General features: G+C 73.7%; 17 protein-coding genes. 6 read left to right on the plus strand and 11 right to left on the minus strand.

Annotated elements, in window-relative coordinates; translation table 11 throughout:
• The first annotated feature begins 112 nt into the window (after positions 1-112).
• Positions 113-982: a Rossmann-fold NAD(P)-binding domain-containing protein gene (locus ATJ88_RS06865; protein ID WP_098463176.1), complete on the plus strand. Its 870-nt coding sequence runs from the start codon at positions 113-115 to the stop codon at positions 980-982.
• Positions 983-1,052: 70 nt separating this feature from the next.
• Here ATJ88_RS06865 and ATJ88_RS06870 read toward each other — a convergent pair whose 3' ends face one another.
• Genes ATJ88_RS06870 through ATJ88_RS06895 form a run of 6 tightly spaced genes read right to left on the minus strand, consistent with a single transcriptional unit; the run spans position 1,053 to position 6,160 of the window.
• Positions 1,053-1,901, minus strand: coding sequence for a hypothetical protein (locus ATJ88_RS06870; RefSeq protein ID WP_098463177.1), 849 nt, complete (start codon positions 1,899-1,901; stop codon positions 1,053-1,055).
• A gap of 11 nt (positions 1,902-1,912) precedes the next feature.
• Positions 1,913-2,575: a DUF4126 domain-containing protein gene (locus ATJ88_RS06875; protein WP_211287482.1), complete on the minus strand. Its 663-nt coding sequence runs from the start codon at positions 2,573-2,575 to the stop codon at positions 1,913-1,915.
• The gene (locus ATJ88_RS06880) at positions 2,572-3,642 is read right to left on the minus strand and encodes a glutathione S-transferase family protein (RefSeq protein ID WP_098463178.1); all 1,071 of its coding nucleotides are present in this window, start codon (positions 3,640-3,642) and stop codon (positions 2,572-2,574) included. Before ATJ88_RS06880 ends, ATJ88_RS06875 begins: the two co-directional genes overlap by 4 nt.
• Positions 3,639-4,232 carry an HhH-GPD-type base excision DNA repair protein gene (locus ATJ88_RS06885; protein ID WP_098463179.1) on the minus strand — a complete coding sequence of 198 codons (594 nt, stop codon included), beginning with the start codon at positions 4,230-4,232 and terminating at the stop codon, positions 3,639-3,641. The genes ATJ88_RS06880 and ATJ88_RS06885 overlap by 4 nt, the downstream gene beginning before the upstream one ends.
• Before the next feature lie 50 nt (positions 4,233-4,282).
• Positions 4,283-5,875: a P-loop NTPase family protein gene (locus ATJ88_RS06890; protein WP_098463180.1), complete on the minus strand. Its 1,593-nt coding sequence runs from the start codon at positions 5,873-5,875 to the stop codon at positions 4,283-4,285.
• 51 nt (positions 5,876-5,926) lie between these two features.
• Positions 5,927-6,160, minus strand: a complete 234-nt coding sequence (locus ATJ88_RS06895; RefSeq protein ID WP_098463181.1) for a helix-turn-helix domain-containing protein — start codon at positions 6,158-6,160, stop codon at positions 5,927-5,929.
• Positions 6,161-6,265: 105 nt separating this feature from the next.
• On the opposite strand from ATJ88_RS06895, the gene ATJ88_RS06900 reads away from it, so the two are divergent.
• Both ATJ88_RS06900 and ATJ88_RS06910 read left to right on the plus strand, forming a co-directional pair.
• On the plus strand, positions 6,266-6,664 hold the full coding sequence (locus tag ATJ88_RS06900; RefSeq protein ID WP_141538624.1) for a hypothetical protein: 399 nt from the start codon (positions 6,266-6,268) through the stop codon (positions 6,662-6,664).
• A 311-nt stretch (positions 6,665-6,975) separates the two neighbouring features.
• Positions 6,976-8,004 carry a hypothetical protein gene (locus ATJ88_RS06910; RefSeq protein WP_098463183.1) on the plus strand — a complete coding sequence of 343 codons (1,029 nt, stop codon included), beginning with the start codon at positions 6,976-6,978 and terminating at the stop codon, positions 8,002-8,004.
• A gap of 4 nt (positions 8,005-8,008) precedes the next feature.
• On the opposite strand, the gene ATJ88_RS06915 is transcribed toward ATJ88_RS06910, so the two are convergent.
• Positions 8,009-9,196, minus strand: a complete 1,188-nt coding sequence (locus ATJ88_RS06915) for an FAD-dependent monooxygenase (protein ID WP_098463184.1) — start codon at positions 9,194-9,196, stop codon at positions 8,009-8,011.
• Between the two features lie 25 nt (positions 9,197-9,221).
• On the opposite strand from ATJ88_RS06915, the gene ATJ88_RS06920 reads away from it, so the two are divergent.
• On the plus strand, positions 9,222-9,599 hold the full coding sequence (locus ATJ88_RS06920) for a DoxX family protein (protein WP_098463185.1): 378 nt from the start codon (positions 9,222-9,224) through the stop codon (positions 9,597-9,599).
• Here ATJ88_RS06920 and ATJ88_RS06925 read toward each other — a convergent pair.
• From ATJ88_RS06925 to ATJ88_RS06935, 3 genes are read right to left on the minus strand one after another with little or no spacing between them, the layout of a single operon-like run.
• On the minus strand, positions 9,596-10,534 hold the full coding sequence (locus ATJ88_RS06925; RefSeq protein ID WP_098463186.1) for an ABC transporter ATP-binding protein: 939 nt from the start codon (positions 10,532-10,534) through the stop codon (positions 9,596-9,598). The genes ATJ88_RS06920 and ATJ88_RS06925 overlap by 4 nt on opposite strands.
• Complete coding sequence (locus tag ATJ88_RS06930) at positions 10,531-11,595, minus strand: putative F420-0 ABC transporter permease subunit (RefSeq protein ID WP_098463187.1); 1,065 nt, start codon at positions 11,593-11,595, stop codon at positions 10,531-10,533. The genes ATJ88_RS06925 and ATJ88_RS06930 overlap by 4 nt, the downstream gene beginning before the upstream one ends.
• Positions 11,588-12,562: a putative F420-0 ABC transporter substrate-binding protein gene (locus ATJ88_RS06935; RefSeq protein ID WP_098465182.1), complete on the minus strand. Its 975-nt coding sequence runs from the start codon at positions 12,560-12,562 to the stop codon at positions 11,588-11,590. Before ATJ88_RS06935 ends, ATJ88_RS06930 begins: the two co-directional genes overlap by 8 nt.
• 413 nt (positions 12,563-12,975) lie before the next feature.
• On the opposite strand from ATJ88_RS06935, the gene ATJ88_RS06940 reads away from it, so the two are divergent.
• Entirely contained in the window at positions 12,976-14,574 is a 1,599-nt protein-coding gene (locus ATJ88_RS06940) for a molybdopterin-dependent oxidoreductase (protein WP_098463188.1), read from the plus strand.
• Between the two features lie 38 nt (positions 14,575-14,612).
• On the opposite strand, the gene ATJ88_RS06945 is transcribed toward ATJ88_RS06940, so the two are convergent.
• Positions 14,613-15,959 (minus strand): MFS transporter, encoded by a 1,347-nt coding sequence (locus ATJ88_RS06945; RefSeq protein ID WP_098463189.1) that lies wholly within the window; start codon positions 15,957-15,959, stop codon positions 14,613-14,615.
• Positions 15,960-16,176: 217 nt separating this feature from the next.
• Between ATJ88_RS06945 and ATJ88_RS06950 the strand changes: the two genes are divergently transcribed.
• Positions 16,177-16,809, plus strand: a complete 633-nt coding sequence (locus tag ATJ88_RS06950; protein WP_098463190.1) for a maleylpyruvate isomerase family mycothiol-dependent enzyme — start codon at positions 16,177-16,179, stop codon at positions 16,807-16,809.
• Positions 16,810-16,848: the final 39 nt, after the last annotated feature.

The raw sequence follows: 16,848 nt of genomic DNA on the forward strand, positions 1-16,848 counted from the left end.
CGGCCCGGCGAGACGATCGCGTATGCGCCCGAGCGTCGCGGCGATGGATCGTCTCGTCAGGTGCGGGTGGAATCGGACACGTCAGCACGTCCGCCCCACCACGGAGGTCACCATGACCACGCAGCCCGCCACCCGTCCCGCACCCCAGCACCTGCCCGACGCCGGTCCGGTCGTCGTCCTCGGCGCCACCGGCAAGACGGGCCGCCGCGTCGCCGACCGGCTGGACGCCCTCGGCCTCGAGGTGCGTCGCGGGTCCCGCACGGGCAGCCCCCGCTTCGACTGGGCCGACGAGTCCACCTGGGCGCCGCTGCTCGACGGCGCCGCCGCGGTCTACGTGGCCTACGCCCCCGACCTCGCGGTGCCCGGCGCGCCCGAGACCGTGACCCGGCTCGCGCGCGCCGCCCACGACCTCGGCGTGCGTCGGCTGGTGCTCCTCACCGGCCGCGGCGAGACGGAGGCGCAGCGTGCCGAGGCCACCGTCGCCGCCGTCTTCCCCGACCGCACCGTCCTGCGGTGCGCGTTCTTCGCCCAGAACTTCTCCGAGAGCTTCTTCCTCGACCCCGTGCTCGACGGTGTCCTCGCCCTGCCCGTGGCCGACGTGCGCGAACCGTTCGTCGACCTCGAGGACGTCGCCGACGTCGCCGTCGCCGCCCTCACGCAGGACGGCCACGCGGGACGGGTCCACGAGCTCACCGGACCCCGCGCCCTCACCTTCGCCGAGGCCGCCGACGCCATCGCCGCCGCATCGGGCCGACCCGTGCAGCACGTCCCGATCACGGCCGACGGGTTCACGGCCGGCCTGGCCGCGGCCGGGATCCCCGACGACCTCGTCGCCCTCCTGCGCTACCTGTTCACCGAGGTGCTCGACGGTCGCGGCTCCCACGTCACCGACGGCGTCCGCGCGGTGCTCGGCCGTGAGCCCCGCGACTTCGCCGCGTTCGCCACCCGCGAGGTCGCCGCCTGGACCGCCACGGCGTCCTGACCCCGGGGTCCTGACCGCGCACGCGACTCAGCGCAGGGTCCCGCGCCGACGCGCCGGGGCGCGGGGCGGGTCAGCCCAGGTGGGCGGTGAGGACGACGTCGTCACCGACGTCGAGGGAGACGTCGCGCAGGTGCACCCCCGGCGGGAGGGACGCCGCGAGGTCGACACGCTGCCCGGTGGCGGCCTCGATCTTGCCGCGGAACGCGCCGAGCATCGCGGCCACGAGCGGGTTGCCGCTGTGCAGGTGGACGTCCCCGACGGTGAGGACCATGGCGTCGTCGACGGCCGCCGAGGCGGTGGCGGTGATGGTCGCGGACAGGAACATGCCCTTGCGGATGCCGGCGGACGCCTTGAGTGCGGCGCCGCGCGGACCCTCCTGGGTGACGTCGAGGTCGAACGACGTGAGCTGGATGCCGTTGGACTGCAGCGCGACGGCGAGCATGCCCTGGACGGCGCCGGCGAGGCCGGCGCGGGACACGGCCACGCGGGCGGAGCCGGTCACGGGGGTGTCGGCGGTGGGTTCGACGAGCTCGACCCCGGCCTGCGCGTCGTCGCCCGTCACCCAGGCGAAGGTGAGGCCGGCGAGCTCGGCGGTGACGTCGACGGGCAGGTCGACCGCGGTGAGGGGGTGCGCGTCGATGCGCAGGGTGCGCAGCGTGCCCGGCTCACGGGTCTCGACGGCGGGCCGCCAGTGCGCGGGGGGCGACTGCTGCCCGGTCGGCAGCCCGACGGCGACACCGGTGAGGTCGACGTCGAGGGAGGTGAGGTCGGCGCCGTCGAGCACCGGCGTGACGGTGGCGCCGTCGAGTCCCTGCACCCGGCTGCCCGCGAGGGCGGCGAGCGAGGCACGCAGGCGTGCGGCGAGGTCGTCGTCCGTCGTGGGGCGCGGGGCGGGTCCGAGGGGCAGCAGGGCGTCCATGGGGCCCGAGCCTAACGGCCGGGAGGTCCGGTCGGCGGCACGGTCGGCGGGAGGCCCGGTGGTGAGGCGGCCACGTCGTCGAGGGCGTCGTGGTCACGCCGGGGTCGTCGCCGCCGGCGGACGGCGCGCCACACGACGATCCCGAGCCCGACGAGCAGCGGCACGACGAGCAGCGGGACGAGGATCGCGGCGAGGGACAGCCCGACGGACGCCCCGTCCTCGGCGGTCGACAGCAGCGGCGCCGCGAGCCCGCCGGTGGCGGCGTTCGCCGTCGCCCGCACGGCGGCCTTCGCCAGGTGCACGCCGAGCGCGAGCAGGATCCCGAGCAGGACCGGCACCCACGCGCCCGACTCGACGAACGCGCCCGGGTCCTGCACGCGGGCGGTCTGTGCCGTCGCCCCCGCACCGAACGCGATGCCGCCCGCCCCGGGGCGCACGACGGTCTGGACGACGTCGTTGACGGTGTCGACGACGGGCACCTTGTCGCCCACGACCTCGAGCAGGAGCAGCACGCCCAGGACGACGAGCACCCACCCGTTCTCCAGCCACGACCACCCGCCGGGCAGGGTGAGGAGGTCGGTGTACCGGGACAGCAGGCCGAGCGCGAGCAGCGGGATCCAGGCGTTGAGCCCGGCGGCCAGGGCGAGGCCGGTGCCCGTGACGAGCTCGATCACGGGCGCAGCGGGGTGTGGTCCGCCGTGACCCGCTCGCCGCCGCGCACCGGGCCGGGCGGGGTGCCGCCACCCCACGGGTCGTCGCCGAGCGCCTCACGGCCGTGCGGCGTCGTCCAGCCGGACAGGTCCGGCCCGGCCGGCACGATCCCGGTGGGGTTGATGTCGCGGTGCACCACGTAGTAGTGCTCCTTGATCTGCGCGAAGTCGACGGTGTCGCCGAACCCGGGGAGCTGGAACAGGTCACGGGCGTACGCCCACAGCACCGGCATCTCGGTGAGCTTGTTCCGGTTGCACTTGAAGTGCCCGTGGTAGACGGCGTCGAACCGCACCAGGGTGGTGAACAGTCGCACGTCGGCCTCGGTGATCGACGACCCCATGAGGAACCGGCGGTCCGCGAGACGGTCCTCCAGCCGGTCGAGGGCGTCGAAGAGCCGGACGTAGGCGGCGTCGTACGCCTCCTGCGACCCGGCGAACCCGCACCGGTACACGCCGTTGTTGACCTCGGTGAAGACGCGCCGCATGACGGCGTCCATCTCGGCCCGCTCGTCGGGGTCCGCGGGGAGCAGCCGGGGCGCGCCGGGGCGCTGGTGCTCCGTCCACTGCGTCGACAGGTCGAGCGTCATCTGCGCGAAGTCGTTCGTGACGACCGCGCCGTCGCGCGTGTCGACGATCGCGGGCACGGTGATGCCGCGCGGGTAGTCGGGGTCGCGGCGGAAGTACGCCTCCTGGATCCGTTCCATCCCCAGCACCGGGTCCTTGCCGCCCGGGTCGAGGTCGAACGTCCAGCTGCGCTCGTCGTGCGTCGGTCCCGCGAGGCCCAAGCTGATCGCGTCCTCCAGGCCGAGGAGCCGGCGCACGATGATCGCGCGGTTCGCCCACGGGCAGGCGCGCGCCGCGACCAGCCGGTACCGCCCCGCCTCCACCGGGTACCCGTCCTCGCCGTCCGCGGTGATGCGCGTCGTGATGTACCGCTGGTCGCGCACGTACTCCTGGCCCTCGACCGTGTACGTCCCGCCGCGCGCGTGCTCGGGACGCTCGGTCGCGGCGTCGGCCCGCCCGCCGCTCACCGGTCGGCCTTCGCGGCGGCCTTGGCGGCCTTCTTGAACGCCCGGACCTCCTGGAGGGACTCCGCGCTGGTGACGTCCGCGATGGACCGGCGCGACCCCTCGTCGCCGTAGTGGCCCGCGGCCTCGCGCCAGCCGGCCGGCTCCACCCCGCGCTGCTTGCCCAGCAGCGCCAGGAAGATCTGCGCCTTCTGCGCGCCGAACCCCGGCAGCGCGTGGAGGCGCCCCAGCACCTCGGCGCCCGACGGCGCCCCGCCGGACGATCCCGGGTCCGTCCAGATGCGCGTCACGTCACCGTCGTAGTCGTCGACCACGGCGCGCGCGACCGCCTGCACGCGACCCGCCATCGACCGGCCGTAGCGGTGGATCGCCGGCGGCGTCGTCGCCATCGTCACGAACTCGTCCGGGTCGGCGTCCGCGATCACCTGCGGGTCCAGGCTCCCCACCCGGTCACGGATCTTGCGCGGGCCCGCGAACGCGTGCTCCATCGGGTACTGCTGGTCCAGCAGCATGCCGATCAAGAGTGCAAAGAAGTCGTCCGAGAGTAATTGATCAGTATCCTGATCTCCGGTAATCCAAAGTTTTTCGGTCATGAGATTCTTGCCCTCCTGATCAAGGGGACGATGAGTTCCGCGGAGGCCGGCTAGTCCACGAGGTCATCGAAGATCTCGCTTCGCAGAATGACGCGTCGGATGCTTCGCTTGTCAGCGAAAGGAACAATTCGGTCCGAGGTGGGCGAGGTGTTTTCCTCACCTTCAACCTCGAAATCGAAAGGCTCCGCCTTCGTGCGCTTTAGGTCGACATAAGTTCCATAGTCGAGCGCGTAAATATTATACCGCTGCCCAGGGTTTTCCTTGTCGCTGTATCCGCGCGAGATGAGGTGAATAAGGCGCAGGTCAAACAGTGACAGGATCATCTTGTTGTCCGCGTGTTCGCGCGACAGCATGAACATTTTGGTCTGTCGGCTCCCGATCACGTCGGTGATGATGCGATGGAGTGCGGTTCGCTGCCCGTCCGAGAGTGCCGTTGACTTGTCGGTCTCGTACCAGTCACGAGCTGCCTCTTCGACAGAGTTTAGGTCGATCTTCTGGCGCCCAGTCGACTTTGCCTTGAAGAATGCCGAACTGAAGATTCCAAGAAAGTCTCGCACGACACCCTCGCCGGCGCGGACGAGTTCGATAAAGGTCGCCTTCTCGGTAAAGAGGCGAGACCGGAAGGACGTCGCGTCGCGAACGTTGAAACTCCGAAGCGTGTCCTCGCTCATCCCCGTGACGATGTGGCGAAAGAGTAGCTCGTGAAAGATCTCTACCACGTTGTCAGGGTTGCGTTCGTAGACGTAGTAGTCATCGAGGTCAAGGTTCGCCTTGATGTCAGGTCCGAGCTCGAATCCGATCGGGTTGCCCTCCCGAGGGAGGGTGAAACGTGAGCGGTATTCGAGAGAAGCGATCTTGATCGTTACCAGATTGCTCGGGAAGAGGGATCGCTTGATGAATTCCGCGATGAATGGCTGGAGTTCGACGGGGAGTGATGTCCACTCGTCGATGAGGATCGTCAAACGGCTGGCTCCGAGGGCGCGAAGGGCCGTCTCGAGACCGTGGTAGATCTCGCTAAATACGAGCGACTGACGGAGGGCCTCTGTGAACTGCGTCTCGTGAGTCTGTGTTTGGGAATTCGCGTCGTTGGCGCCGATGGAAGCGCCAGGTTTCATTCCCGACATTCCCAATTCGGCCGTGGTACCCGACGAGTTGCTCTGCTGGTGCGAAGTCAGAATATTGCGTTCGTTGACTTCGGAAGCTTTTCGAGCAATTGTGTCAGCGAAGTCGCTTACCTCCTCGAGGCCGCTGCCATCCGACTCGGGTGAAGTAACGATGTCGAGAAGTTTGCTTTGGACGTGGGAGAGTAGATCCTTGAACACCGCGACGCAGCGCTCGGCCAGGGGCTTCTCGGTGTCGAGGAACGTGTGCGCACTGCCCAGGACGCGCACATCCACGTAGATCACGTGCGATCCAGGGCTCTCCTCCAGTTCGGAACGCAGGACCTGGAAGACATGGGTCTTACCCGTCCCGCGTCGACCATAAAGGATCTGGTTCGCGTGATTTGCGACCTGTTGGAGGACACCGGTGTCCACGTAGGTGTCCCGGAGGACATCGAGATCCCCCTGCTTTTCGGACCGGTCGGTAATGTTTGAGACAGCTCGGGCAAGATGCCTGTCCGAGATCAACGACGACTCGCTCATGCTGCTCCTGGGTATGAACCGGAATTGTTGGCTGTGTTGTCGGACTATGCGTCAGGGGTCGGTCAGTAGGCTCGACGCGGGAACCTCCAGCTCATCTGCCAGCGCGTAGAGGCTGCCGACGCTGATGTTCCTCTCTCCGCGTTCGACAGAGCCCACGTAGGTGCGGTGGAGTCCTGCTCGGTGGGCGAGTTCCTCCTGGGACAGACCGAGCCGGCCGCGCTCGCTGCGCACCCGTCGTCCCAGGTTGTGGAGACGAGCCTGGAGGTGCTCGTCGTAGTTGCCCATGACTGGAGTCTTGGATCGTGCACTGTATAAGTCGACAGACTATGAGTAGCATCGGATGCCATGACACTGTAGCGTGTGGATGTGTGCGGTGTCAGCCATCGGTTCGTGGAGGCTGACACCAAGGCGGAGGCTGAGGACGCGGTGCGGCGGGCGCTACTCGATGGGATGGACGTCCGGGCGACGGACGCCGGGGTGTCGCTGACGCGTGCCTACGAGGCTGCGGGACCCCTTCAGCGGAAGAAGCTGCTCGCGAAACTTGACGGACTGACCAACCCGCGTGAACGGCATTCCTCACGGTCCGCGCGGCGCCGGTTGGAGCGGGAGATCAAGCGGGAAGAGGCGGAGGCCGAGTGGATGGCGGATTCGCTCCGTGGGGCGCCGCCCGTGTCGCAGGACGTCATCGACCTGCTCGTCCGACAAGAGGAGGTGCGGCACATCGAGGTGAGCCATCTTCGGCTCCACGAGTGGGAGCGGAAGTCTCCGATCCACGGCGAAACGTTCTGACCTGCGGCGATACCTGTTGGCTAACGAGTGTGCTGGTCCAGCAGCATGCCGATCAGCAGGGCGAACGGGTCCTCGTCCAGCAGGCGGTCCGTCTCGACGTCGCCGGTCATCCACAGCGGAGTGCTCATGGGTCCATCCTGCCGTGGGGAGGGCGGCCGTCGCACGGTCGCACGATCGCGCCGGACCGGCCCGCGTGGCGCCGCCACGACGACGGGGCGTCCCGTGCCCGTGGACGGGCGAGGCCAGGGCGTGGGGCGGGGCCTGTGGAAACGGCCTGCGCGGGTGTCGCGGTGTTCCCTACGGTCCTGCCCATGACCACGTCGCGCCAGACCCTCGCCCTCGCCCTCGCCACCGCGCTCGTCCTGGTCCTGGCCGGATGCGGGGGTGCGGCCCCCGCCGGGACGTCCGTGGTGGTGACGGCGTCCGCCGTGCCGGACCCGGGACCGGAGGAGGCGGTCGAGGAGTTCTTCGCCGCGTTCGACGAGATCGTCCTCACCGGTGACACGACGCCGTGGACCGAACGGTCGGCACCGGGCTGCACCTACTGCGAGGCGGTCGCCCGGTACGCGGCGACCTTCGGGCTCGGCGCGGGGGTCCGTGGCGCACGGACCCTGGAGGAGGTGGGCCTGGCCGGCTACGACGTCGTCGTGCTCGGCAGCACGGACCACGGGGACGGGACGGCCGAGGTCGACGTGCGCCTCGAGCTGCTGCTCACCGACCTGCTGCCGGTCACGCCCTCGATGGTCGGGCCCGACGGCGAGATCGACGCGACGTCCCTGTCGACGGCGGTGGCCGCGGGCCCGGAGCCGGCCAGGGTGGCGCTCGCGGCCGAGGGGGACGGCTGGACCGTCACCGCGATCACGGGGGTCCCCGCCGACGCGTCCGCCGACGGCACGGTGGCCGGGACGGTCCGCGACGACGACGTGGACGGTGCCCTGGCGGCTCTGTCCCGGTACCTGGAGGCCGAGCGCCAGGTGTACCTCACGGGTGACACGTCGGCGGTCGCAGCCCTGGCGCCACGCGGCTGCGCCGACTGCTGGACGCGCATCGCGCTGGGTGAGCAGTCCTATCGCGCCGGCTACGTGCTGACCGGCGGCAGGACGACGCTCGAGCTGCAGCGCCGCGTGACCTCCGACGAGGTCCTCGGTGCGGGCACGTACGACCCCGCGGACGTGGTCGGCGTCTACTACCTCGACGTCACGGTGCGGTCCGAGGCCCTCACGCTCCGGGGCGGGGGCACGACCTCAGCCCAGCCCGCGACGTCCTACACGCTGGCGGCGACGGTGGTGGCGGCGCCGGGCGGCGGATGGGAGGTCTGGCAGGTCGCGGAGCTCGGCTGACCGGTCAGGTCGGGGGGCGCCAGCCCATCACCGGGCGCAACGATCTCGTCCCGAGGCTGCCGCTCCAGCGGCTGACCAGCCGCATGCCGGTGTCGCGCGCGGCCACGAGCACGGGGGAGGTCCACAGCGTCGGGCCTGCGATGCGGGCGGAGAGTCGCATGACGTGCTGCACCCGCGGGCGGCGCTCCGCGGACCACCGGTGCAGGGCGGCGGGCACGTCGGCACCGGGCACGACACGGACGCCCAGCACCGCGGCGTCCTCGAGGGCCTGGCAGCCGCCCTGGCCGAGGTTCGGCAGCATCGCGTGCGCGGCGTCACCGACCAGGACGGTGCGTCCGCACGCCAGGGAGGCGGGCGGCGCGGGCAGGGCGCGCAGCTCGTTGCGCAGGGTGTCGGCGGGGTCGACGGAGGCGAGCAGGGCGGGCAGGGGCGCGTGCCACCCGGCGAGCCGCTCGCGCAGCGCGGTGAAGTCGTCCGGGACGCCGGCGGCCTCCGCCACCGACACGTAGCAGTAGACCCGGCCGTCGGCGAGCGGCATGACGCCCGCGACGATCCCGCGTCCCCAGGTCTCGGAGCCCACCAGCCCGGGGACGGCCGGCGCGACGAACCGCCAGGCGGTGGAGCCGCCGGCCACCGACCCGGCCGCGTCCGGCCACCACCGGGTGCGCGTGCCTGACCCGACACCGTCCGCCGCCACGACGAGGTCCGCCTCGACGTCCCCGTCGGGGGTGGTGACGCGGGCGGGCCGGTCCGTCCCTCCCGGGTCGACGACCTCGGCGGTCCCCCCCAGGCGCAGCGCACCCGACGGCAGGGCGTCGGCGAGGAGCCCGACGAGGTGGGCACGGTGCAGCACCAGCGTGCGGTCGCCGAACAGGGCGCCCGCGTCGTCGGCGTCCGTGCGCAGCAGCCAGGTGCCGTCGGGCCGCCGCATCCCGACCTCGCCCTGCAGCGCCGACAGCTCCCGCAGGGACTCGTCGATCCCGAGGGCGGCGAGGGACCGCACCGCGTTCGGCGCCACGGCGATCCCGGCACCGACCGGCTCCAGCGCTGCGGCCCGCTCCAGCACCGTGACCTCCCACCCGGCACGAGCGAGGGCGACGCCGGACGCGAGCCCGCCGATCCCGCCACCGACGACGACGGCACGCCGCCCGCCCGGTCCGTCGCTGCGCGCCCCTGCCGTGTCGTCGGTCATCGCGCCAGGCTATTAGCCTCGGGTCATGGCTCGTCGAACCCACCTCTCGGCCGCGGCGCTCGCAGCGCTCCTCGCGACGTCCGGGACGCTCCACCTCGTGCGCCCCCGCGTGTTCGAGGGGCTGATCCCGGCCGCGCTGGGCTCTCCGCGGGCCTGGGTGTACGGCAGCGGGGTGGCGGAGCTGGCCTGCGCGGCCGCGGTCGCGGCGCCCACCACCCGCCGGGTGGGAGGGCTCGCCACGGCGGCCCTCCTCGTCGGGGTGTTCCCCGGCAACGTGAAGATGGCCCTCGACTCCCGGCCGGGGGCCCGGCACTGGTCGCGCCGGCGGTCCGTCGCGTGGGGGCGCCTGCCGCTGCAGGTCCCGCTCGTGGCCTGGGCGTGGCAGGTGTCCCGCTCGGGCTAGGCCTCGTCGAACGTGAGGACCGGGCGGCCCGTGCGGGGATGGCGCAGCACGGTGGTCCGCACCCCGTACACGGGGTCGATGACCTCGGGCACGAGGACGTCGGCCACCGGTCCGGCGGCGACGACTCGCCCGGCGGGTCCCGGGGCGAGGACGACGACGTGGTCGCACGTCGCGGCGGCCAGCGACAGGTCGTGCAGGGCGGTGAGCACGGTGACGCCGTCGCGGGCGAGCTCGGTGACGAGCCGCATGGTGGCGAGCTGCGCGGCGACGTCGAGGTGGTTCGTCGGCTCGTCGAGCAGCAGCATGCGGGGCTCCTGCGCGAGGGCGCGGGCGAGGTGGACGCGCTGGCGTTCACCGCCGGACAGGGTCGCGACCTCGCGGTCGGCCAGGTGCTCGGCGCCGACGCGCGCCAGCACCGCCCGGGCGACGTCGCGGTCGTGGGCGGTCGGCCCGGCCAGCAGGTGCCGGTGCGGGGTGCGGCCCAGCAGCACGGCGTCGAGGACGGTGACGGGCAGCTCGCTGGTGGCGTCCTGCTCGACGAACGCGACGGTGCGCGCGCGGCGGCGACGGTCCAGGGCGAGCAGGTCCTCGCCGGTGGCGTCCGCGGCCCGGCCGGCCACGGACCCGTCGATGGCGGCGCCGACCAGCCGCACCGTGCCCCCGTCGGGGCGCTGCACCCCGGCGACGAGGCGCAGCAGGGTGGACTTGCCCGTGCCGTTGGGGCCGAGCAGGCCGGTCACGGCACCCGGTGGGGCGGTGACGTCGACGTCGTCGAGGACCAGTCGGCCGGCGACGGACCAGCGCACGCGCTGCGCGGCCAGCCCGGAGGCCTGGTCCCGCGGCGTCGTGTCGCCGGTCGGTGGGCTCCCGGCGGGCAGCGGCGGCGACGGCGAGCGTGCCGGCGCCGGGGCGTGCGCGGAGGGTGCCCGGGTCATGGGCGGGTCCGTCCCTTCCAGAGCAGGGCGGCGAACACGGGGGCGCCGACGGCGGCGGTGACGATGCCGACGGGCAGCTCGCGGGGCTCGAAGAGGGTGCGGGCGAGCGTGTCCGCCCAGACGAGGAACGTGGCGCCGCACACCATCGACAGGGGCAGCAGGGCGCGGTGGCGGGCGCCGACGACGAGCCGCACGGCGTGGGGGAGGATCAGCCCGACGAACCCGATGGCCCCCGACTGGGACACGAGCGCGCCGGTGAGGAGCGCGACGACGACGAGCAGCCCCCACCGCACCTTCGCGACGTCCACGCCGAGGGCCGCGGCGGCGGTGTCCCCGAACGTGAACGCGTCCAGCACCGAGCCGGTGAGCGCCAGGAGGGTGCCGAGCACGAGCACGGCGCCGGCGGTGATCGCGACCGACGTCCACGTGGACCCGGCCACCGACCCGAGCATCCAGGCGAGGATCTCGCGGTACTGGTCGCCCTGGGCGGACCAGAAGATGACGAAGCTGGTGGCCGCGGCCGCGAGCTGGGACACGGCGAGCCCGGCGAGGACGGTGCGGGCGGGGGAGAGCTCGCCGCGTCCGGCGGAGGTCGCCAGGACGAGGGTGGCCACCAGGGCGGCGGCCGCCCCGACGAAGGCCGCGACGGGCAGGACGGCGAGCCAGCCGAGCACGAGGACGCTCACCGCGCCGAGCGACGCGCCGGAGCTCAGCCCGAGGAGGTACGGGTCGGCCAGGGGGTTGCGCAGCAGGGACTGCATGACGACGCCGCACACGGCCAGTCCCGCCCCGACGGCGGCCGCGGTGAGCACGCGGGGCAGCCGCAGCTGCCACACGATGCCGTCCGCCAGCCGGTCGGGGGTGGCCAGGCCCAGCAGTTCGCCGAGCCCGAGCCGCGTCGCGACGACCTGACCGACGTCGGCGGGGCCGAGCCCGGCGGGGCCGAGCGTCACCGCGACGACGACGCTCGCCAGCAGCACGGCCGCGGTCGCGCCGAGCCACGTGGCGAGCCGCCCGCGCGTCAGGGGTGCGCGGGCGGCGGGCAGGGTGGTCTCAGCCATCGATCTCCAGCGCGTCGAGCTGGGCGGCGAGGTCGACGACGGCGTCGACGTTGCGCACGCCGGCCTCCGTCGCGGGGAACGGCACCGTGACGTAGCGGCCCTCCTGGACGGCGGTGAGTGCCGCGGTGGCGGGGTTGGCCTCCAGGGCCTCGATCTTGCCGTCCGCAGTGTTCCAGGCGGCGTCCACGAGGACGATGACGTCCGGGTCGGCCTCCACGACGCTCTCCCAGCCGAGGGCGGTCCACGTGTCGTCGACGTCCCCGGCGACGTTGCCCAGCCCGACGGCGTCCATGATCATCGCGGGCGCGCCGATGCCGGCGCCGACGTACGGGATGTCGGTGCCCGACGAGTACCACAGGGCGTCGAGCCCGCGGTCGTCGGGGGTGACGGACTCCAGCGTGGCGCGCTGGTCCGCGACGAGCGCGGCGGCGGCGTCGGCCACGTCGAACACCTGCCCGACCTCGGCGATCTCCGCGAAGACGTCGTCGAACGTCAGCGGGTCCGGCATGTACGCGGGGTCCTTGCACGCGGCGGGCGCGACGTACGTGTTCACGCCGAGCGAGTGCAGGGTGTCGCGCTCGCCGGCGCCGTCGGCGGACACGTTCGACTCCCAGCCGGCATAGACGAGGTCGGGCTCCAGGGCGAGCACGGCCTCGGTGCCGGGCACCTGGTCGCTGAGCGGCTCCGCGACGGCGGTGCCCTGTGCGGCGGCGGCGAGGTCGTCCGGCAGGGGGCCGTCGAGGAACGCCGCGCCGACGACGCGGTCCCCGAGCCCGAGGGCGAGCATCGTCTCGGCGGTCGACGACTTGACGGTGACGACGCGCTGCGGGGCCGCGTCGAACGTCACCTCGGTGCCGCAGTTGTCCAGGGTGAGGGGGTAGGCCGTCGCGTCGGCCCCGGACCCGGGCGCGGTGGGCCCGGAACCCGGGCCGTCGACCTCGGGCGTCGACGTGCAGGCGCCGAGCACGAGCGCGACGCCGGCGAGGCCCGCGAGGGAGGCCGTCGCGACGCGGGCGCCGCGCCGCGGCCTCGTGGCGGTGCCCCGGGCGGGGGCGTCCGCCGCGACCCGCGGCGGGGTGGGCGGCACGTCGGCGGACGCGGGGATGACGGGGTGACGGTGTGCACGACGCACGGGCGGAGGCTCCCTCGGGCAGGGTTCGGTCGGGGAGGCGCGTCATCTCGCGCCGCAGGGACCTGCGACCCAGAGCCGAGGGTCGCACCGACGGGCGATTCACCGGTGCCCGTGGTCCGCGGTCCACCACCCTAGTACGTGCCGGACGGGTGCTCGCGGCCTCGCTCGGGCCTCGGCCCGTCGGTCGGGGCGGGGTGACCTGGGACGGGAGGCTCGGCAAGTGCCGCCCGTGGTGGCAAGGTGGGCACATGAGCGTGCGCGGGGGCGACGACCGGGGTGTGCGACGACGCGGTGACGGGGCGGCGGCTCTCGCCGGTGTCGTCGCGGCGGGAGCGGGCCTGGCGCTCGCCGAGCTGGTGGCCGCCGTGGTCGACCCGGCGTCCTCGCCGGTGCTGGCGCTCGGCGGGGTCGTGGTGGACAGCGTGCCGCCGGGTCTGAAGGACTTCGCGGTGCAGTGGTTCGGCACCGCCGACAAGCTGGTGCTGCTGCTGACGATGGGCGCCGTGCTCGCGGCGGGTGCGGCGCTCGCGGGCGTGCTGGAGCGACGCCGCCCACCGGCGGGGCGCGTGCTCCTGGCCGTCGTGGGCCTCGCGCTGGGTCTGGTGGCCATGACCCGGCCGGGTGCGTCGCCGGTGTGGGCGCTGCCGGCGATCCTCGGCGTCGGGGTGGGCGTGGTGCTGCTGCGGGCGCTCGTCGTCCGGGTGCCGGCCGCCACGGTGCCGGTTGCCGTGGCCCCGGACGCCGGCGTCCCGCCGGACGGCGCCGTCGCGGGCGGCGCGTCCCGGCGCACGTTCCTCACCTGGACGGGGGCGACGGCGGCGGGCGCCGTGATCGCCCTGGTGGCGGCCCGGGCGGCGTCGGCGGGCAGCCGTGCGGTGCAGGTGGTCCGCGACGCGGTCCGCCTGCCCTCGCCGTCGACGGCCGCGCCGGCGGTGCCCGCGGGCGCGGACCTGGGGGTGCCCGACGCCGCGCCGTACGTCACACCGAACGACGACTTCTACCGGATCGACACCGCGCTGCGCGTCCCGCAGGTGGATCCGGCGACGTGGACGCTGCGCGTCACCGGCCTGGTGGACGAGCCGTTCGAGATCACGTGGGACGAGCTGCTCGCCCTGCCGATGACGGAGCACCACGTGACCCTGTGCTGCGTCTCGAACGAGGTGGGCGGCGACCTCATCGGCAACGCGCTGTGGCTGGGCCACCCCGTGCGCGAGCTGCTGGCGCGCGCCCGCCCGCAGGCCGGGGCGGACATGGTGCTGTCGACGTCGGTGGACGGGTTCACGGCCGGCACCCCGCTGGAGGTGCTCACGGACCCGGACCGCGAGTGCCTGGTCGCGATCGGCATGAACGGCGAGCCGCTGCCCGAGCAGCACGGGTTCCCCGCGCGGCTCGTCGTCCCGGGCCTGTACGGCTACGTGTCGGCCACCAAGTGGGTGACCGAGCTCAAGGTGACGCGGTTCGCCGACGACGAGGGGTACTGGACGCCGCGCGGCTGGTCCGCGCGGGGGCCGGTCAAGCTGCAGTCCCGGATCGACGTGCCGCGGCCCGGGACCCCGCTCGAGCCCGGTGACGTCGTGGTCGCGGGCGTGGCCTGGGCGCAGCACACCGGCATCTCCGGCGTCGAGGTGCGCATCGACGACGGCGAGTGGGAGGCCGCCGAGCTCGCCGAGACCGTCGGGCCCGACACGTGGCGCCAGTGGCGCTTCGTCTGGGACGCGACGGCCGGGGAGCACACCGTCGCCGTGCGCGCCACCGACGCCGACGGGCAGGTGCAGACCGACGCGGAGGCGCCGCCCGCACCGGACGGTGCCACCGGGTGGCACTCGTTCGACCTCACGGTCGGCTGAGCCGGGCCCCCCGGGCTGCGGCGACACACCGCCGGTCCCTACCGTCGAGCGGTCACCGCCACCACCGGCAGGACGGCCAGGGCGAGCAGCCCGCCGCCGAGCGAGAGCGCCGCGAAGCTGCTCGATGCCACGACGAACCCTGACCCCAGACCACCGGCCGCACCCGCCAGGGCGAGCGCGAGGTCGACGCCGCCCTGGGTGCGGGCCCGGGTCGCCAGGGGCAGGGACGACGTGAGCATCGCGGTGCCGGAGACCAGCCCGAGGCTCCAGCCGAGCCCCAGCAGCCCGAGGCCGACGGCAAGCCCGACCACCGACGAGGACGGCACGAGTCCCGCGACGAGCCCCGAGGCCAGCAGCGTCACGGCGGCGCCGACCGCGACCCGCAGCGGACCGAACCGGTCGGTCAGCCAGCCCGACAGCGGCGAGGGCAGGTACATCATCCCGACGTGGACGGCGATGACGAACCCGGCGGTCGCCACCGCGTGGCCGTGGTCGGCCATGTGGACCGGGGTCATCGTCATGATCGCGACCATGACGGCCTGCGTGAGGACCATGACGGTCCCGGCGACCAGGACGGCGCGCCGGGTCGCCCCGGGATCCCCGGCGGCCTCCGCGAGGTCGTCCGGTGCCGCCTGCGCGGCGGTCTCACCGTCGTCGCGCGTGCGGCCCGCGGCCGGCCCCGGGGTCACGTCCGCCGCGGGTGCCGTCGTGCTCTCGCCCGCGGCCGCGTCGCGGTCCCGGGCGACCAGCAGCGGGTCGGGGCGCAACGCGACCCAGAGCACGATTCCGGCCGCCGCGTAGGCCGCCCCGCCGAGGATGAACGGGCCGGTGAGGGCGGGCAGGTCCCAGCCGGTGGCGACGTCGCCCATGACGCCCACGAGGTTCGGGCCGGCGACGGCACCCAGCGTGGTGGCGACCAGCACGGTGCTCACGGCGCGGGCGCGGCGGTCCGGCGCGGCGAGATCGGCCCCGGCATATCGGGCCTGCAGGTTCGTGGCCGTCCCGGCGCCGTACAGCGCGAAGGCGCCCAGCAGGACCCAGACGTTCTCGGCGGCCGCCGCGACCACGACGACGAACGCGCCCACGGCGCCGGCGACGTAGCCGGCCGTGAGACCGGCGCGACGCCCTCGCTGCTGCGACAGCCGTCCGACGGCCAGCGCGGCCAGGGCCGAGCCGCCGGTGAACAGGGCGGCGGGCAGCCCGGCGAACCGTGCGGACCCGAGCAGGTCGGTCACGAGCAGCGCGCCGACGGTGATGCCCGCCGCGAGCCCGGCGCCGGACAGCACCTGGGCCAGGACCAGGACACGCAGGGTGCGCCGCTGCAACGGGTCCGCCGGTGCGGACGCGGGCGGTGCGACGTCGGGCGTGCGGCGATCGGCCCGCATGGGTGCTCCTCGGTGTGCTCGACGGGGTGACGGTCGTGGCCGGTCCGACACTACGGCGCTCGCTGCGGCGCGAAGGTCGCCGGTGCCGGATCCGGCCCGTCCTCGTCGAAGGATGGCAGGATCTGCCCGGTGGCGATGAGTTCTGCCGGCTCGGGCCGTCAGCCCCACGGCTCACCGGGCACGAGGCCCGCGGCGGCCGACCGAGAGGAGTGGACCCATGCCGAACGACGCCGGGATCTGGGAGACGGTCCACGCGGAGCGGCACCGACTGGTGCGCGACCTGACGGGCCTGTCCGAGGACCGGTGGTCGGTCCCGGCGCTCGTGCCCGGGTGGTCGGTGCACGACGTGCTCGCGCACCTCGTGGACAGCGCCGTCACGACCCGCCGAGCGTTCTGGAGCCAGATGGTCGCCGCCCGGTTCGACTTCGACCGCGTGAACGAACGCGGTGTGGCTCGTCATCGGGCCGCCGACCCGCGGGCCACGCTGGAGGCGTTCCGCGCCGTGGCCGACCGCACCGACACGCCGCCGGGCCCGAGGGCCACCCGCCTCGTGGAGGCCTACGTCCACGGGGAGGACATCCGCCGGCCTCTCGGGATCAGGGCGACCTACCCCGTGGAGCCGGTCATGACGGCGCTGGACTACATGATCCGCACCGGGGCAGGGTTCGGGGGAGGGCGTGAGCGTGTCGCGGGCCTGCGTCTCGAGCCGGCCGACGCCGACGGCGCGCGCGGTGAGGGCTCGCCGGTCCGTGGCCCCGCCCTCGCCCTCCTCCTGGCGGCGAGCGGACGTCGCGCGGGACTCGCCGACCTGACCGGGAGCGGTGTCGCACTCCTGGACGAGCGCCTGTGAGCGCGGGCTTGCGCGGCTCGCTATCATCGAGGCACAGGC

Source organism: Isoptericola jiangsuensis, from assembly GCF_002563715.1.
Classification (GTDB): domain Bacteria; phylum Actinomycetota; class Actinomycetes; order Actinomycetales; family Cellulomonadaceae; genus Isoptericola; species Isoptericola jiangsuensis.

What these genes read in the sequence shown, in the direction of transcription:
- ATJ88_RS06865 (WP_098463176.1), top strand. Translation starts at nt 113, where the DNA reads ATGACCACGCAGCCCGCCACCCGTCCCGCACCCCAGCACCTGCCCGAC.
- ATJ88_RS06870 (WP_098463177.1), bottom strand. Translation starts at nt 1,901, where the DNA reads ATGGACGCCCTGCTGCCCCTCGGACCCGCCCCGCGCCCCACGACGGAC.
- ATJ88_RS06885 (WP_098463179.1), bottom strand. Translation starts at nt 4,232, where the DNA reads ATGACCGAAAAACTTTGGATTACCGGAGATCAGGATACTGATCAATTA.
- ATJ88_RS06890 (WP_098463180.1), bottom strand. Translation starts at nt 5,875, where the DNA reads ATGAGCGAGTCGTCGTTGATCTCGGACAGGCATCTTGCCCGAGCTGTC.
- ATJ88_RS06895 (WP_098463181.1), bottom strand. Translation starts at nt 6,160, where the DNA reads ATGGGCAACTACGACGAGCACCTCCAGGCTCGTCTCCACAACCTGGGA.
- ATJ88_RS06910 (WP_098463183.1), top strand. Translation starts at nt 6,976, where the DNA reads ATGACCACGTCGCGCCAGACCCTCGCCCTCGCCCTCGCCACCGCGCTC.
- ATJ88_RS06915 (WP_098463184.1), bottom strand. Translation starts at nt 9,196, where the DNA reads ATGACCGACGACACGGCAGGGGCGCGCAGCGACGGACCGGGCGGGCGG.
- ATJ88_RS06920 (WP_098463185.1), top strand. Translation starts at nt 9,222, where the DNA reads ATGGCTCGTCGAACCCACCTCTCGGCCGCGGCGCTCGCAGCGCTCCTC.
- ATJ88_RS06925 (WP_098463186.1), bottom strand. Translation starts at nt 10,534, where the DNA reads ATGACCCGGGCACCCTCCGCGCACGCCCCGGCGCCGGCACGCTCGCCG.
- ATJ88_RS06930 (WP_098463187.1), bottom strand. Translation starts at nt 11,595, where the DNA reads ATGGCTGAGACCACCCTGCCCGCCGCCCGCGCACCCCTGACGCGCGGG.
- ATJ88_RS06940 (WP_098463188.1), top strand. Translation starts at nt 12,976, where the DNA reads ATGAGCGTGCGCGGGGGCGACGACCGGGGTGTGCGACGACGCGGTGAC.
- ATJ88_RS06945 (WP_098463189.1), bottom strand. Translation starts at nt 15,959, where the DNA reads ATGCGGGCCGATCGCCGCACGCCCGACGTCGCACCGCCCGCGTCCGCA.
- ATJ88_RS06950 (WP_098463190.1), top strand. Translation starts at nt 16,177, where the DNA reads ATGCCGAACGACGCCGGGATCTGGGAGACGGTCCACGCGGAGCGGCAC.